The 15,902-nt window shown below is 62.6% G+C and carries 10 protein-coding genes; 5 read left to right on the forward strand and 5 right to left on the reverse strand.

The window, feature by feature from the left end; translation table 11 throughout:
• Positions 1-6: 6 nt before the first annotated feature.
• The 3 genes from PseuLF5_RS27710 to PseuLF5_RS27720 all read right to left on the reverse strand — a co-directional run bounded on the left by PseuLF5_RS27710 (position 7) and on the right by PseuLF5_RS27720 (position 8,787).
• Entirely contained in the window at positions 7-1,929 is a 1,923-nt protein-coding gene (locus tag PseuLF5_RS27710) for a YncE family protein (RefSeq protein ID WP_340135081.1), read from the reverse strand.
• A 214-nt stretch (positions 1,930-2,143) separates the two neighbouring features.
• Complete coding sequence (mnxG, locus tag PseuLF5_RS27715) at positions 2,144-7,978, reverse strand: manganese-oxidizing multicopper oxidase MnxG (RefSeq protein ID WP_340135082.1); 5,835 nt, start codon at positions 7,976-7,978, stop codon at positions 2,144-2,146.
• 200 nt (positions 7,979-8,178) lie between these two features.
• On the reverse strand, positions 8,179-8,787 hold the full coding sequence (locus PseuLF5_RS27720) for a lytic transglycosylase domain-containing protein (RefSeq protein ID WP_340135083.1): 609 nt from the start codon (positions 8,785-8,787) through the stop codon (positions 8,179-8,181).
• 206 nt (positions 8,788-8,993) lie between these two features.
• Between PseuLF5_RS27720 and gspG the strand changes: the two genes are divergently transcribed.
• From gspG to PseuLF5_RS27735, 3 genes are all read left to right on the forward strand, one after another.
• On the forward strand, positions 8,994-9,422 hold the full coding sequence (gene gspG / locus PseuLF5_RS27725; RefSeq protein ID WP_123463262.1) for a type II secretion system major pseudopilin GspG: 429 nt from the start codon (positions 8,994-8,996) through the stop codon (positions 9,420-9,422).
• A gap of 14 nt (positions 9,423-9,436) precedes the next feature.
• Entirely contained in the window at positions 9,437-10,624 is a 1,188-nt protein-coding gene (locus PseuLF5_RS27730) for a type II secretion system F family protein (protein ID WP_083368624.1), read from the forward strand.
• 75 nt (positions 10,625-10,699) lie between these two features.
• Positions 10,700-11,197 (forward strand): hypothetical protein, encoded by a 498-nt coding sequence (locus PseuLF5_RS27735; protein WP_340135084.1) that lies wholly within the window; start codon positions 10,700-10,702, stop codon positions 11,195-11,197.
• A gap of 146 nt (positions 11,198-11,343) precedes the next feature.
• Here PseuLF5_RS27735 and PseuLF5_RS27740 read toward each other — a convergent pair whose 3' ends face one another.
• The gene (locus tag PseuLF5_RS27740) at positions 11,344-12,243 is read right to left on the reverse strand and encodes a LysR family transcriptional regulator (protein ID WP_222833252.1); all 900 of its coding nucleotides are present in this window, start codon (positions 12,241-12,243) and stop codon (positions 11,344-11,346) included.
• A gap of 161 nt (positions 12,244-12,404) precedes the next feature.
• Here PseuLF5_RS27740 and PseuLF5_RS27745 point away from each other — a divergent pair, with 161 nt between their 5' ends.
• Both PseuLF5_RS27745 and PseuLF5_RS27750 read left to right on the forward strand, forming a co-directional pair.
• Complete coding sequence (locus tag PseuLF5_RS27745; protein ID WP_222833253.1) at positions 12,405-13,424, forward strand: alpha/beta hydrolase; 1,020 nt, start codon at positions 12,405-12,407, stop codon at positions 13,422-13,424.
• Between the two features lie 191 nt (positions 13,425-13,615).
• Positions 13,616-15,043: a mechanosensitive ion channel family protein gene (locus PseuLF5_RS27750; protein ID WP_340135085.1), complete on the forward strand. Its 1,428-nt coding sequence runs from the start codon at positions 13,616-13,618 to the stop codon at positions 15,041-15,043.
• A 173-nt stretch (positions 15,044-15,216) separates the two neighbouring features.
• On the opposite strand, the gene ycaC is transcribed toward PseuLF5_RS27750, so the two are convergent.
• Positions 15,217-15,840 (reverse strand): isochorismate family cysteine hydrolase YcaC, encoded by a 624-nt coding sequence (gene ycaC / locus PseuLF5_RS27755; protein WP_123463276.1) that lies wholly within the window; start codon positions 15,838-15,840, stop codon positions 15,217-15,219.
• Positions 15,841-15,902 lie beyond the last annotated feature (62 nt).

Consider the following 15,902-nt stretch of genomic DNA (forward strand, 5'->3'; position numbering starts at 1 on the left):
TCCTCTTCAACGGGCCAGGCCGGGAGCTACCCGAACACTGGCAAAGGTCTTGTCATCGAAACCGGCGCCCAGCGACTCCGCACGCACATGCAGGTACCAGGCGCCGCTGCGGTCGAGGGTGATTGGCGCTTCGTACACGCCGTCGGCGACTTCCAGCGCCGTCACTTCACGCGGGTGCGAGGTGGGTGCGAGGTAGTAGCGCAGTTGCACGTCTTTCACACCGCTGCGCTGGGTCTTGTCTTTGCCCTGAACGATGCGGAAACGCACGACGTAGGGGTCGTTGAGCGCCACGGCAGTCTTGTCGAGGAGGAACTCGACTTTCGGCTGGCCGAGGTGTTTTTTTGCGTTGCCATCGGCGTCGATCTGCGCGGTGAAACAGTGAATGATGTTCGGCTGGTTGAGCAGGAATGCCACATCGAAGCGCCCTGCCGCCGGCAATTTCACCCGCGCGCTGTAGAGCCCCGGCGAGACTTCGCGCAGGCTGCGGTCGATGACCATGGCGGCTCGGGCGATCTGGCCACGGTTGGGGTAACCGGACATCGGCGCGTTCATGCCTTCGGCGTAAAAGTAGGTGGTGTTGTCGACCGGGTTGACCACGAACACCGCGTTGTCGTCGCGTGACACCGCCAGGCTCGAGGCCAGCGGCAAATCCCCGGCCATACGCGGTGGTTGCGGGCCGGCTTCAAAACCCTGGCTGATTGGCTGGCGGCCTTCGCCTAAAGAAGACAGGTTGATCATGGTGACTTTCGGTGAAGCGAGCCCGCGGATGTAGGCGTAGGCCTGGGTGAACACCACTTGGTAGGGCTCGGCGGAAACGTCCAGATCATGGATGGCGCTGTTGGTCGCGGCGTCGATGACCGTGGCGCGGTTTTCCACGGTGTTGAGCACCATGCCGAAGCGGCCGTCAGCGCTGAAGCCCATGGGGCCGAGGCCTTGTTGCAAGTTGATCACCCGGCGGATGGCGTGGGTGCTGGCGTCGATCACAGTCACGGTGCCGTCCTCGCCGTCGGCCACATACACCGCGCCGGACAGCGCTGAATAGGAGACTGACAGCGGATGCGAGCCGGTTTTGATCTGCTGGACGATGTTCAGGCTGGCGATGTCGACCACGCTGACGGTGCCGTCGTCGCGGTTACTGACGAAGGCGAAACGGCTGTCCTTGCTGAAGCTGATTTCGTGGTGGCCGCGCCCGGTCTGCAAGTGTTTGAGGGGTTTGAGGCTTTGGCTGTCGATCACCGTGACGCCGGAGCCTTCGGCTTTGCTCGCGTTGTTGCCGACCCACAGCAGGCGTTCATCCGGTTGCAGTGCCACGCGTACCGGTTGGCTGCCAGCGGCGATTGAGTCGAGGACTTTGAATTGCTCGCTGTCGATGACGGCCACTTCGCCGGCCATCGGCATCGAGACGAATACGCGTTTGTTGTCTTTGGGGGTGACCCAGTCCATCGGCGGTTGCTTGAGTTCGATCCGCGCCAGGGTGCTGGTGATGCCGCCGACCGACACCGACGGATCGACCACAGCGATGCTGGCGTCGCGGTTCATCACCAGCAGGAAATAGCTGTTGAGGTCGAGCAACGGCCGCGCACCGATGTTGGATTTGAGAAACACCCCGACCCGGGCTTTGCAGCTCTGGTCGCGGCCCTGGGCTTGATCGGCGGCGAGGGTTTGCGGATCGACCCAGGCGCCCGGCGCTACCCCGGACAACGGCTGGCCGGAAGCGCTGTCGGTGACGCGGAACTGCACATCGGCGAATTCGCCTTCGCGCAGCTTGCCGTCGGCGGCCAGTGGCTTGAGGTTGAAATCCACCGCCACGCCGTCACGGTTCAGCGTCTGACCCGCCCCGGTTTGCGCCAGCGCGATCTCACTCAGCGTCAGCAACGCCCCGGCCATGGCCAGCGTGCAAATACCGATGATGTTGATGATCCTGTTCATCCAGCACTCCCCTACACATTCAGTCCAAACGACGCGGTACCTGTGGGAGCGAGCTTGCTCGCGAAGGCGTCTTCCGCTGCACCCTTGAATCCGGGTTGCTCCCATTCGCGAGCAAGCTCGCTCCCACAAGGGATTTGCAGTCATCCCGCTTCCTCACTGCCACCACTGCCCACAAGGATTTGCATCCACAGGCATGTTGTCGTTGCACCTGCTTCTACTGCCCCTGCGGCGCCGGTTCCGGTTCGTTGGTCACCCGCAGCAAGCCCCACAACCCGGAGGTGTTGCCGTAAGCGGCGTAGTCGCGGAACAGGTAATCCCCCGGTATCGCATTGCTGCCACCAGCGCTCGGAATCATGAAGCTGAAGTGCGCGGCCGGCAGGATGCTCTCGTGGGCGCCGATGTACATCGACATCGGGTTGTAGCCGAAGCGCACCGAGCCCACGCCCGGCGAGCCCATCGGATACCCCCCGGTGTCGCTCTTCTCGGCCAGGAACGGGTTCACCGACCAGACATGCCCGTCGAGCTGGAACGTGGTGCCGCGACTGCCACCGCTTGGCATCAGAATGTGCGTACGGAATGGCTGTCCGGGTTTGGCATACAGCACCGGCGTCTGCGGATCGCCACCGATCAGCGCATTGCTGTAAGCCATGTGCGCATTGCTCATGTCGCCGTAACCCGCGCCATCGGCATGCCCGAACGGTGCGTCCGGAGCGAGGCCGAAGCGATACCACAGCGGCTCGGTCTTGTAGTTGATCGCCATGCTCGAGTTGTCCTGCGGATCGGTCGGCACGCCGAAGCCCTCAGCGGCAATCCCTTCCACCGGCCGGCCATTGGCCCAACGGGTGTTCAACGCCTTGTGCCAGACCATCGCAAAATCGCGGTAGCTGGTTTGCCCAGGCGCCGTGACCGTGGCGTTGACCTTGCGCGCATCGTCGACCCAGGTTGCGCCAATCGGCAGGATACTCATCGCTCCACCAAGGCCTTTTTGCGGCTGCTTGATCACGTCCGCCGGGGTGATGTTCAAGCCACCGAACTCCACCGCTGTGGCGTTGATGTTGTCGACGCTGCGGCCCAGTTGCGTCACCGGTTTGCCTTCACGCTCCAGATGCCCGGCGTAGTACTGATAGGTCCGGGTCGGGTACGCGCCGCTGTTGCCGACACGCGGTGGCACGGTCTGGATCGGATTGGCGCCGACGTTGGCGCCGTCGGATTTGGTGATGTCGTAGGCCAGCAACTGCGCGTGCAGACCGACGTGGCTGGACGGCCGCATCAGGTTGTTGCTGAAGGTGGTCGAGCCCAGACCACTGTTGCGATCACGCTTGACCATGCCTTGCATCACCGCAGTCTGGGTCAGGTCGGGCATCACGCTCGGCAGACGGTTTTCCAGGGTGATGTTGATGCAATCCCCCGCCGCTGCGCGCAGCACCAGCGGTTCGACCGGGATGCCGGGTTTGAGCTTGCCGCTCACCGGATCCAGATCGGATTTGCGCACGTACAGAATCGCGGTCGGATCATGCAGCGGCCCGCTCTGTCCGCCGATGGTGATGGTTTCGCCATCCTCGGGATCGGTCACGGTAACTTGTGGAATGCTCACCGTGCGCGAGTTCAGCACCAGGGTGCCGCCCGCGGGATTGAGCGGCCCGCCGACATGCTGGCCGAGCCCTTCGGGATCGCCGATGGTCAGGCCCAGCGTATTGCCGAGGATGTCATTGGCCAGCGCCGCGACCACCTCATAGTTGCGCTGCACCGTTGGCCGGGTGCCAATACCGTTAGGGTTGGCGCCATAGCGCGGGCAACTGCCCTCGAACGCGACGGTGTTACGCATGCCTGCCGGATTCGGGTTGTTGGGGATGGCGAACAAGTCGCTGCGTTTGGCGGTGTAGTTGCGCATCACGCCCCAGATACCGCTCCAGTAGCCTTCGATCGAAGCGTCCATCGAGTACAGATAGTCGCCCGTGGTCGCCGCCGAACTGGACAGCATCGACACCGGCGCAATGAAGCCCATCTGCTCGGAGATGCCGATCATCTGCGACGCACGCCAGCCGGAGTTGGAGCTGTTGCCGAACCCGGAACCGCTCTGCAGCCATTTCACCCCGTGCAAGGTGACGTTGTGCTCTTCCTCATGGCCACCGGCATGCACCCGCAGCCGCACGTTGTCGCCGGTGTAAGTACGCAGCATTGGCGTGAACGGATCGCCCGGCTCGGCGCCGCCCTTGTTGATGTGCGGCGGAAAAAGCGTGGTGCCACCGGTGGGGCCGGTCGCCGAGGTGAGCAGATTCGGCGCCAGGTTCATCGCCGGAATCGCCCGGTCGGTACGGCTTTGCATGGCGAACGCCAGATCACCGCCAAGGCCGTCGGCCTGCATGCCGCGCTTGCCGTCCGGGCCGACCTTGTTCGGGTCGTACACGCGCAGGGCCAGCGGTTCGTTGCGATAGTTGACGACGAACATGCCCGGGTCATCCACCGAAATCGCCTGCGGGCATGGCCGGCTCGGGCAGCCCGGGACCTGACCGCCCTGCACCTCCAGCACCCCTTCAAGCAAGTTGCTGGCGTTGTTGCGCACTGGCGGATTGATCGCGTAGCGGAAGCTGTCGGCGGTGGCCGGGAACGCCTGCGCATTCGGCACGCCGTTGGGACCGGCGCCCACATAGACGCCGGCCTCATAGGCGTGCTGGAAGTCGCTGTATTCGAGGAAGAACTCGCGGAAGCTGTCGTTCTTGCCATCGCCGTCGAGGTCGCCGGTGTTGATCACCGCTTGCCACGACGTCGGCCCGCCGTCCTGCCGCGCGCCGCTATAGAGAGGCTCGCCGGTTTCGGCGTGGAACCAGGTCGAACCGGCCGGCTCTGCAAGAACGGTGGCGTACAGACCGATCTGCTGGTGCGTCGATGGGCCTAAGTGGTCGTGGGTGAAGATCGTGCCGAGGCCGCGGTCCACGCCTTTGGCGTTGACCACCGGATCGACGAACCAGCGCTGCATCGCCGTGCGCGCACCCAGCCAGTCGGCGCGGCCGTACTGGCCGAAGAACGGATGGTTCCTGGCTTTCGGGCAGGCCTGAGTGCCGTCACGCGGATCAGTACCGGCGCACTGGTTGAACTCGCGGATCGCGTGAATGCGCTCCTGCACAGCGCCGGGCGAGAGCACGCCGTCCTCGTAATTCCAGCCGTTGGAAGAGCCGTCCGCCGAGGTCAAATCCCACTTCGGCAGGTGAATATGCTGGCCGATCACGTCGGTCGGCGTGCGCACCTGATAATCGTCCATCTCGTAAGTGGCCGGCACCAGGTTGGTTTGCTGGTATTGCACGCAATCGAAGGTGTTCATGCGCATCACCAGCGGCTCTGGCGGACGCTGCTTGGTGATCACCGGCCAAGCGTCTTCCCACAGCGCCAGAATGCGCGCCTGCGGAAAGTGATAACCGACTTTGTTGTACACCGCATCAAACTGGATGTTGGCGGCTTTGTAGATCCGTGGGCGATCGGCGGTGAAGGTCGAGGCGCCTACAAAGGACATGCCGTCGATGCGCTCACCGCTGGCGAACTCGCCGCTGCCGGCATTGCTGGTCAGGCGTTTTTGCCGATCGTCCATGCACGGTTCGTAGTACGGCGCGCCGGCCATCGGCAAGGCACCGTTGGTGCGGAACGCCTTGGCCACCACTTGATTGCCGGGCAGCAGGGCGTAGCTTGGGTGATCTTTTTTCGCGTGGAAGGCCATCGCCGCCTGTTCGACTTCGGTGCCTTCTTCGGGCAGGTAAATCGGTTTGGCGCGGGTGACTTCCTTAGAGAAGTCCAGCGAAGTGGTCACGGTGTGTGCCTCGCCACCGGCCGCGACGCCATCGAGTGCGTGCCGCTGCAAACCGCCATCCCAACCACCGGACTGCGCTGGGTCGAGGTTGGCCCACAGCGCCTTGCCGCTGGCCTTGAGCGATTGCGCGGTGGCGGCGTCGAGCATGTCCAGCGGCGGGGTTGGCGGACGTTGGCCGACCGAGCTTTCCATGCCGCCGATCCAGAACGGGTAGCCAGGGTTTTTCAGGCTGCCGTCGGCATTGCGGTTGGCTTCGCTGCGATCGACCAGCGCCAGTGAGCCGATGGCCTGACCACCCGCGTTGCCGCCATGGTGTTCACCGTCATCATCGCCCTCATCTTCGTCATCCTCGTCATCATGGCCGGCGACCAGGGTTTCACCGATTTTCGGCACCACCACGACTTTGCCAGGCATCGGCGCCATGGCTTTGCCGGGTAGCGGCACAATGGCCGGAATCGGCGTACCGGCGACGATTTCACCATCGGGCAAAGCCCGTGCGCCGGCCGCCGGTTTGCCGCTGCGCAAGGCAAACGGTTCGCTGTGGTAGCCGTCGGCGCCCTGCTGCGAAACATCAAGTCGAGTGCCCTCTTCGAACACATCGTGCACCCGCCACATGGCCCACATGCCTTGGGCGAAGTGCGGATAGAAATGGCAGTGATAGATTGCGTCGCCGGCCACGCGGTTGCGGTTGCCCGAACCACCGTTGGCGATTTCATAGGTGTAGCCGGCGCCCGGACCGATGCCTTGGGCGTCGACGTAATCGGAGTTGTCGTCGTTGGGGTTGAACAGCCACTGATGGCCGTGCAGGTGGAAGATGTGCTGCTCGTGGCCATTGTGGGTGTTGCGGAATTTGACGAAGTCACCGATGTAGCTGTGGTTGACGTTCGACGGCTCCGACGGATACAGGGCCATGGTCGCTTTCACACCGATCTGATCGGCGCGCGGTGTCTGGCCCGGGGCGATGTTCTCCAGCCCGGTGTTGGCCGGCACGTCCACCAGCATCGCCACATCGCCAACCGTGTGCGAGCTGAGGAAGAATTCTTCATAGGCGCACGACAGGCAGTCGTGCATCGGCCCCACGCCCAAGCGGTTGGCAACCACTTCGGCGCCCATGCCGCCGGAGCCGTAGTTGATCATGAACGAGTCGCGGGTCGGCTCCAGCACATGGGCCATCACCGGATCGGCCCAATATGCAGGGAACGCTTGAGTCGCGGCGGTTTCGTCCTGGAACTGCGAGGCAAAATCGCGGAACGGTTCCAAGCGGTTGGGGATCGCCGGGTTGCGTTTGCCCATCGTTTCCAGCGGATAGGTGCTGGACGGGAAACTGCCATCGGCGTTGCTGCCCATGACAATCGCATCGCTTTCGCTGGAAATGATTTCATTGCCGTCGACCATGCCGATGATCGGCGTGCCGGCCTTGCCTTCGCGTAACCAAGGTTCGCGCTGCGGGTAGCGCGCCTGGTAATCGACAATGGGTTGGCCGGTGGGTGCGCGGCCAGTCGTGGCCAGGCGCATTTCTTCTTCGGTGAGGGTATTGCGATAAGTGCGACCGCCCTTGGGCAGCACGACGACCTGGCCGAACAGACCGTTGGCAACGTTGCCGGCCGCGCCCTCGCCGCCAAACGTCGCGCCACGGCTGCTGACGGCAAACGCGCCTTCACGTTCGGCGAACAAGGTGTAACTGCGGCTCGCGCCCGGTGGCACCAGGCTGTTGGCGTTACGCCCGGTGAACGAAGAAATGTCATCGATGCTGTTCACCGCTTGCAGGCCGTTGACCTGGAAACCGACGTGACGATCGGCGACCTGCTCGTCGACTTTGAAGTCTTCGGCGCCGTTAGCGTTTTCGACGCCCTCTGCTTCGCCCTCGTTTTCAAAGTGCTTGTTCGGGTTGGCCTGATAGTCGAGCAGGTTCTGCAGATTGATCGTCAGGCAATCGCCGGCGGCCACGCGCAGCACCAACGGCCGCGGACGCTTGTCCGGGCGTAGCGAAACTTTGCCCGGCACCGCAGCGCCACCGTAAGCCAGTGACTGCTCATGTTCATCGACCACATCGCGGCGCAGGGCGAACATCATGCCGTTGATGTTCTGCGCACCGAGGCGGTTGAACATCAGCGGTTGATCGAAGGCGACGACGTTGGCCACCAGATTGCGCTCGCAACGCACGGCTGCGCCGGCCAGTTCGACGCTGAGCATCGAAGCCAGGATCAGCAGCCAGTTGAACAGAGACGGAGTGTGATGAATGCCAGCCATGATCAGTAACCTCGTAGTGGGTGCTCTCGCGAACACTTCTCGACAAATGCCCTGGAGCAATCCGCGTGCCACAAAAAATCTCATTACCGTTCAATCAGTTACCGCGACCACTTGAGAGTCCGGGGGATATTCCCCACCGCTTTCCCCCACTTTTCGGGTCTATCCGGTTTGCCCCGAAAGTGGGGAAAACCGGGTTGGGCTCACAACGGCGCATCCATGGCCAGGCCCTGCAAACGCCGGTACTGGCGCAATACGTTCGGCACATAACGCTGAGTTTCGGCAAACGGCGGAATCACCCGGCCACGGCTGAGCACCGCGTCCGGCCCGGCGTTGTAAGCCGCCACGGCAAGGGCGATGTCGTTGTCGAACAGGGTCATCAGACGCTTGAGGTATTTGGCCCCGCCCTGGATGTTGGCCTTGGGGTCGTAGACGTCGGTCACGCCCATTTCCCGCGCGGTGTCGGGCATCAACTGCATCAGCCCGCCGGCGCCTTTAGGTGAGGTGGCGCCGGGGTTGTAGCGAGACTCGGCGTTGATCACCGCGTGCAACAGCGCTTCGGGTAATTGATTGACCTTGGCCGCCGCCGACACCAGTTCCGCGTAAGGCTGGTTGGCGATCATTTGCGGCTGCTGATCAAGGCTGGCCACTGCGGCGTCAGCCTCGCGGATCACCCGTTCGTAGGTGCGTCCGGGCCGGTGAACGTTGGACAGCACGTAGCTGCCCTTGGCGTCCACCGAGATGAACACATCGGCTTGCGCGGCGCCGCTGAGCAGCACACAGCCGAGCAATCCGCTGGCAAGAAATTTCATGTCGGGCCTCCCCGGATCGACCCCGATAAATTGGGGGAAATGCCCCAATGGCCGATCACGTTTGAGCCATACGCAAGCACTGTGCCGACTCTTTAAATGCCCGGTTTACAAGGGTTTCAGCCAATCAGGTGGTTTTCAGTGGGGGCTGAGCATGGCAATTGCATAAGCCGCTCAGGCGACACGGCTGCCACTCACGGGAGGTCATCATGAAGCTGCAATATCGTCCGCGTGGCCAACGCGGTTTTACCCTGCTCGAATTGCTCGTGGTGCTGGTGGTGCTCGGCCTGTTGGCCGGGATCGTCGCGCCGAAATACTTCGCCCAACTCGGTCGCTCGGAAGTGAAAGTGGCCAAGGCGCAGATCGAAGGGCTGAGCAAAGCGCTGGATATCTATCGACTGGAGGTCGGTCACTACCCGTCCACCGAACAGGGCTTGCAGGCCTTGGTCACAGCACCGAGTGACGAGGCGAAATGGACCGGCCCGTATTTGCAGAAAAAACTGCCGCAGGACCCGTGGGGACGTAATTACACCTACCGCTATCCCGGCGAAAACAGCGAGTACGACCTGCTCTCGATGGGCAAGGACGGCCAGCCCGGCGGCGAAGGTGAAAACGCCGAAGTGACCAATTGGCAGTGAACGGAGCGCGGCCCATGCGATTTCATCTGAAAGCGGTTGGCAAGGCGGGTGTGGTGTCGTTGAGCGTCGAAGCGCCGGGTGACAGCGAGGCGCGGCGGATCGCCGAGGACCAGGGTTTGCGTGTGCTCAGCTCGCACGCCGACAAGCATTGGCGCTCGCTGAAACTGCGTCAGCGCGAGACCTTCAACCTGGTGCTGTTCAGCCAGGAGCTGACCACCCTGCTCAATGCTGGCCTACCGCTGATCGATGCGCTGGAAAGCCTCGCCGAAAAAGAAACCGCCCCCGCCGCCCGCAAAACCTTGAGTGAGCTGGTGCGCCTGCTGTACGAGGGCAAGTCCTTCTCGCAGGCGTTGGGCCAGTTGTCGGCGGTGTTCCCGCCGCTGTACGTGGCGCTGGTACAGTCCAGCGAGAAAACCGGCGCGGTCGGCGATGCGCTGGGTCGTTACGTCAGTTACCGCCAGCGCATGGACGAGGTGCGCCAGAAGATCATCAGCGCCTCGATCTACCCGATGTTGTTGCTGATAGTCGGCGGTGGCGTGGTGCTGTTCTTGATGGGTTATGTAGTGCCGCGTTTCAGTCTGGTGTTTGAAGGGCTGGGGAATAACCTGCCGTGGCTGTCGCAGGTGCTGATGAGCAGCGGCATGTTTCTGCATGCGCATCAGGCCGAGTTCTTCGGCGGGCTGGCGGCGCTGGTCATCGCCCTTGCCGTGCTGCAAAAACAACCGGCGTTTCGCCGCGGGCTGGACCGGCTGGTGGAGAAACTGCCGGCCGTGCATCAACGGATTTTCATGTATGAACTGGCGCGTTTTTATCGTTCGCTGGGGATTCTGCTGCAGGGCGGGATTCCACTGGTGACCGCCATGAGCATGGTGCGCGGTTTGCTCACCGTGGCGTCGCGGGTGCGCCTGGATCAGGCCTGCGAACGGGTGCGCGAGGGGCAATCGCTGTCCACCGCGCTGGAACTCAATCACCTGGTGACACCGGTGTCCCTGCGCCTGCTGCGCGCTGGCGAACAGTCCGGCAACCTCGGGCAGATGATGGAGCGCAGCGCCGATTTCTACGACGAGGAAATCAGCCGCTGGCTGGAGTGGTTCGTGAAGTTGTTCGAACCGCTGCTGATGACCTTCATCGGCCTGCTGATCGGGGTCATCGTGATCCTGATGTACATCCCGATTTTCGAACTGGCTTCGAGTATTCACTGACTCCGGGAACGGGTCGGATCTCTGTACCCACGCACTACCACGTTCCCAAACAAGACCACAAAGACGGAGAACGATATGCACATTAAAAAGCTCGTGCTCGCAATGGCCATCGGCGCAGTTCTGTCAGCGTCTACGGTGCTGATTCCGGAGGGTTTGTCGGGAGTTTCCACGGCTCATGCCAAGGATGGGGGTGGCGGTGGTGGTGGAGGTAGTGGCGGCGGTGGCGGAAGTGGTGGAGGTGGAGGTGGTGGTCATGGCGGCAACGGCGGCGGTAGCGGTGGTGGAAGCGGCGGCGGTGGCAATGGCGGCGGTGGCAGTCACGGCGGTGGCAACAGCGGCAGCGGTGGCGGCGGCAACAGTGGCCATAGCGGCAGCGACCACGGCTCAGGACACTCGGGCAGCAGCGCCTCTTCCGGCCGCAGCGGCACTCACGCCGAAGCGGGGGATGATCATGGCGTCCACCGCGCCGGTGAAGTCGGTGATGATCGTGGCGTGCATGCTGCGGGCGAAGTCGGCGATGATCGTGGCGTACATGTCGGCGGCGAGCCGGGCGATGACAAGCGCGCCAACTGATTTTTAGAAACACCACAAAACCTGTGGGAGCTGGCTTGCCAGCGATGAGGCCCGATCAGACAAAGCTGTATTGCCTGACACACCGCCATCGCTGGCAAGCCAGCTCCCACAGGATTTTGCAGTGTTTGAAAAATCCACTGCAGGGCTCAGAGGGCGACGTGGCTCTCGTTCAACCGTTCACGCAAAAACTCGACCAACGCCTGCACCGGCCGCGAAGCCTGACGATGCTGCGGGTACACCGCCGATAACGTCAGCGGCTCCGGGCGCAAGTCATCCAGCACCGGCACCAACCGGCCATCCTTCAGCGCCGCACCCACGATGAACGTCGGCAGATAGGTAATGCCCAACCCCTGCACCGCCGCATCACGCAGCAACTCGCCGTTGTTCACGCGCATACGCCCGGTGACATTCACCAGCAACGGTTTGCCCTGCCCTGCGTTGAAGCGCCACTGCACCGAACGACCGTGGCCATAAGGCAGGCAGTCGTGGCTGTGCAGCTCTTCCGGCTTGAGCGGCGTGCCGCGTTCTGCAAGGTAGGCCGGGCTGGCGCAATACACGCGCTCGATGGAGGCGATGCGGCGGGCGATCAGCGTCGAGTCTTCCAGCACGCCGATGCGCAGCGCCAGGTCATAGCCTTCGCCGAGCAGGTCCACTGGCCGATCGCTCAGATCCACCTCCACCGTGACCTCGCGATAGCGTTGCAGAAACATCGGCAGCAGGCACCCCAAATGCGCCACGGCAAACGACAGCGGCGCACTCAGGCGAATCGTTCCGCGCGGCTCGGCGGTCTGCCCGGCAATGCCCTGCTCCACTTGTTCAACTTCGCTCAACAGCCGTAGCGCCGATTCGTAATAGCTCTGGCCCAGTGGCGTCACGTCCAGGCGCCGGGTCGAGCGGTTCAACAGCCGCACCCCGAGGCGCTCTTCCAGTTGCATCAAGCGGCGGCTGACGAACTGCTTGGACAGCCCCAACTGATCGGCTGCTGCGGTGAAGCTGCCGGAGTCCATGACCTGGCAAAAAATACGCATGTCTTCGAACGGGTTCATTGTCACTTCCTGGTGGACAGTTAAACGCTTTATAGCCGCTTTTTCACTTTTCGACAGCTCATTAATCTGTGCTCACGGTGTTGCTGAGGCCTGAACCCCAGCGCCACAGCAGCCCGCAACCCAGGCAAACAACTCAAAACATAGTCAAAAGGATTTCCAGCATGAACATCGTCAAGAAAACCCTGACCGCTTCCCTCCTCGCCCTGTCCATCGGCAACGCATTCGCCGCCGAAAGCAGCGGTGTCGAACACAACACCCAAGCGTTCCTCAACGCCCTCGCCGCCGGCGGTGGCAAACCGCTGGAGCAACTGAGCCCGAAAGACGCCCGTGCGGTGCTGACCGGTGCCCAGGCTTCGGTGAAGGTGGACCTCTCCGGGGTTGAGGTCAGCGACAAGGCGATCAAGGTCGATGGCCAGACCATCAACCTGAAAGTGGTACGCCCGGCCAAGGTCAAAGGCGAGCTGCCGGTGTTCATGTTCTTCCACGGTGGCGGCTGGGTACTGGGCGATTTCCCGACCCACCAGCGCCTGATCCGTGATCTGGTGGTGGGTTCTGGTGCCGTGGCGGTGTATGTCGATTACACGCCGTCGCCGGAAGCGCAGTACCCGACTGCGATCAACCAGGCTTACGCCGCGACGAAATGGGTCGCCGAGCATGGCAAGGACATCGGTGTCGACGGCAAGCGCCTGGCAGTGGCCGGCAACAGCGTCGGCGGCAACATGGCGGCGGTCGTGGCCTTGATGGCCAAGGAACAGAAAACCCCGGCGTTGCGCTTCCAGTTGCTGATGTGGCCGGTGACCAACGCACAGTTCGACGACGGCTCGTACCAGCAGTTCGCCGAAGGCCACTTCCTCACCAAAGGCATGATGCAGTGGTTCTGGGACAACTACACCACCAACCCGGCCGAGCGTGCGCAGATCCACGCCTCGCCGCTGAACGCCAGCGCCGAACAACTCAAAGGCCTGCCCGCCGCGCTGGTGCAGACCGCCGAGTTCGACGTGTTGCGCGATGAAGGCGAAGGCTATGCACGGCACCTGGATGCGGCCGGTGTACCGGTGACCTCGGTGCGCTACAACGGGATGATTCATGACTTTGGCTTGCTCAACCCGCTGAGTCAGATTCCGGAAGTGAAGGCGGCCGTGCGGCAGGCGGCGGCTGAGCTGAAGACTCATTTGAACTGAACCCGATCTCTCGCCACACCCAAAACTGTGGCGAGGGGATTTATCCCCGATGGACTGCGCAGCAGTCCCCTGCTTCTTCTGGATAAGAGCGGGGTCGCTTCGCAACCCATCGGGGATAAATCCCCTCGCCACAAGAACCTCTTCAACACCCAAAAAATCTTCACTGAATTCGTGCAGCTCCGGAGATTGCCATGTCCTTCCTCCTCACTCACCTGCTGTCTCTGAGTGCCCTCCTGCTGGTGCTCGACGCGCTGCTCTGGCACTTCTCGCCCTTCACTCATCGCGCCCCGAGAGTCGGTGTGCGGCTGGTGCTGTTTCTGACGTTTACCGCGCTGGTGATCAACGCCGGCGTGAGTCCGTTGCAGGCACCGCTGTTGGCCGATGATCGCGTGGCGCAACTGGGCGCGACGGCGCTGGGGATTGTCTGGTGGCTGTACGCTGCGCGAGTGCTGACCGAAGTGATCGGTCTGGTGCTGATGCGGCGCATCGGCCACAGCGGTCGGCTGTTGCAGGACGTGATCGGCGCACTGGTGTTCCTGGCGGCGATCGTCGCGGCCGCCGGTTATGTGCTGGAGTTGCCAGTCAAAGGTTTGCTGGCGACCTCCGGGGTGGTGGCGATCGTCGTCGGCCTGGCGCTGCAAAGCACCTTGAGCGACGTGTTCTCGGGGATCGTGCTCAACACCACCAAACCCTATCAGGTGGACGATTTCGTGGTGATCGACGGCGTCGAGGGCAAGGTGCTCGACATCGACTGGCGCGCCACGCACCTGCTGACCAGCACCGGCACCCTGGCCGTGGTGCCGAACTCGGTGGCGGCCAAGGCGAAGATCGTCAATCTCAGTCGCCCGACCAACCTGCACGGTGTCTCGATCAGCATCAAGGTGCCGAACCATATTCGCCCCCGGCGCGTGCTCGACGCCCTCGACCGCACCCTGCAAGGCAGCAGCAGCCTGCTGTTGAATCCACCGCCCAAAGCCGTGTTGAAAGAAGCCGGTGAAGAGATGTCGGAATACGTCGCCAGCGGTTTCATCAGTGAGTTGGGCAAGAAAAGCGAGGTACGCAATCAACTGTTCGACCTCGCCCACCGTCATCTCGAAGCCGCAGGTATTTCCCGGCACCCCGATGGCGTGATCGAGCCCTCGACCCGCGCCCGGGCACTGCTCGATGAAGTGAAAGTCTTCCGCTCGTTGAGCCATGAGGAACGCGATCGCCTCGCCGAGTCGATGGTCGCGCAACAGTACGCAGCCGGTCAGGTGGTGCTGGGGCTGGATGAAGTGCCCGACAGTCTGTTTGTCATCGCCACCGGCGTGGTCAGTGCGACCGTGCCCGATGGCGCCGGCCAGACCGAAGCCGGACGCATGGGGCCGAGCGAGGTCATGGGCGAACAGAGCATCCTCGCCGATACGCCTTCGCAAGCCACGTTCACGGCGTTGACGTCGAGCATCATCTATCGCCTCGACAAGAACCTCACCCGTCAGTGCATGGAACAGCGCACAGAGGTGAGTCGGGCCTTGAATAAATTGCAGGCGGTGCGGCAGCAGAACAGTCGCCTCGCGTTGATGGCCAAACCGGTAGCGGTGAGGAAAGGTGGGTTTTTGGGATGGTTGCAGAAGCGCTGATGCGGGGATTTTAAGATCAAAAGTCTCCCCCATCACCCCAACCCTCTCCCCCAAGGGGACGTGGGGGAAAGGGAGCCGATCTCCGGGCATTTCAAGACCGGAGTTCGGCTCGGTATTGCAGGTCGGCGTAGCTCGAACACGGCCCTCTCCCTTTGGGAGAGGGCCAGGGGCTTTTACTTGGCAGTGAACTTGGTGTAGCTGTTGATCAGGTTGCGGTAGTTCGGCAGGCGTTCCGACAGCAGATGCGCCAGGCCTTCCATGTCGTTGCGCCAGTCGCCCTGCAGCTCGCACGCCACCGAGAACCAGTTCAGCAGGTGGGCACCGGCGGCCGACATCCGCGCCCAGGCCGCTTGTTGTACGGTGGTGTTGAAGGTGCCGGACGAGTCGGTGACCACGAACACTTCATAACCTTCAGCGATGGCCGACAGGGTCGGGAACGCTACGCAGACGTCAGTCACTACACCGGCGATGATCAGTTGCTTGCGGCCGGTGGCCTTGATCGCCTTGACGAAATCTTCGTTGTCCCAGGCATTGATCTGGCCAGGACGCTGAATGAACGGCGCGTCCGGGAACTGCTCGCGCAATTCCGGTACGAGCGGGCCGTTCGGACCGGCATCGAAACTGGTGGTGAGGATGGTCGGCAGCTTGAAGAACTTGGCGATATCGCCCAGCGCCAAGACGTTGTTCTTGAATTCGTTCGGCGAGAAATCCTGCACCAGCGAGATCAGACCGGTCTGGTGATCGACCAACAGCACAACCGCATCATCTTTGTTCAGACGTGTGTAAGGAACGCTCATGGGAAAACTCCTGGGTGGGTGGATATTGCGTAAAGCGCCGTACCGCGTGGCCGGCGCTTTTG

It is taken from the genome of Pseudomonas sp. LF-5, from assembly GCF_037626295.1.
Taxonomy (GTDB): Bacteria; Pseudomonadota; Gammaproteobacteria; order Pseudomonadales; family Pseudomonadaceae; genus Aquipseudomonas; species Aquipseudomonas monsensis.

Excerpts from the sequence above, each read along its gene's own strand:
- PseuLF5_RS27710 (WP_340135081.1), bottom strand. The coding sequence starts at position 1,929 with ATGAACAGGATCATCAACATCATCGGTATTTGCACGCTGGCCATGGCC.
- PseuLF5_RS27735 (WP_340135084.1), top strand. The coding sequence starts at position 10,700 with ATGCACATTAAAAAGCTCGTGCTCGCAATGGCCATCGGCGCAGTTCTG.
- gspG (WP_123463262.1), top strand. The coding sequence starts at position 8,994 with ATGAAGCTGCAATATCGTCCGCGTGGCCAACGCGGTTTTACCCTGCTC.
- PseuLF5_RS27740 (WP_222833252.1), bottom strand. The coding sequence starts at position 12,243 with ATGAACCCGTTCGAAGACATGCGTATTTTTTGCCAGGTCATGGACTCC.
- mnxG (WP_340135082.1), bottom strand. The coding sequence starts at position 7,978 with ATGGCTGGCATTCATCACACTCCGTCTCTGTTCAACTGGCTGCTGATC.
- PseuLF5_RS27720 (WP_340135083.1), bottom strand. The coding sequence starts at position 8,787 with ATGAAATTTCTTGCCAGCGGATTGCTCGGCTGTGTGCTGCTCAGCGGC.
- PseuLF5_RS27750 (WP_340135085.1), top strand. The coding sequence starts at position 13,616 with ATGTCCTTCCTCCTCACTCACCTGCTGTCTCTGAGTGCCCTCCTGCTG.
- PseuLF5_RS27745 (WP_222833253.1), top strand. The coding sequence starts at position 12,405 with ATGAACATCGTCAAGAAAACCCTGACCGCTTCCCTCCTCGCCCTGTCC.
- ycaC (WP_123463276.1), bottom strand. The coding sequence starts at position 15,840 with ATGAGCGTTCCTTACACACGTCTGAACAAAGATGATGCGGTTGTGCTG.
- PseuLF5_RS27730 (WP_083368624.1), top strand. The coding sequence starts at position 9,437 with ATGCGATTTCATCTGAAAGCGGTTGGCAAGGCGGGTGTGGTGTCGTTG.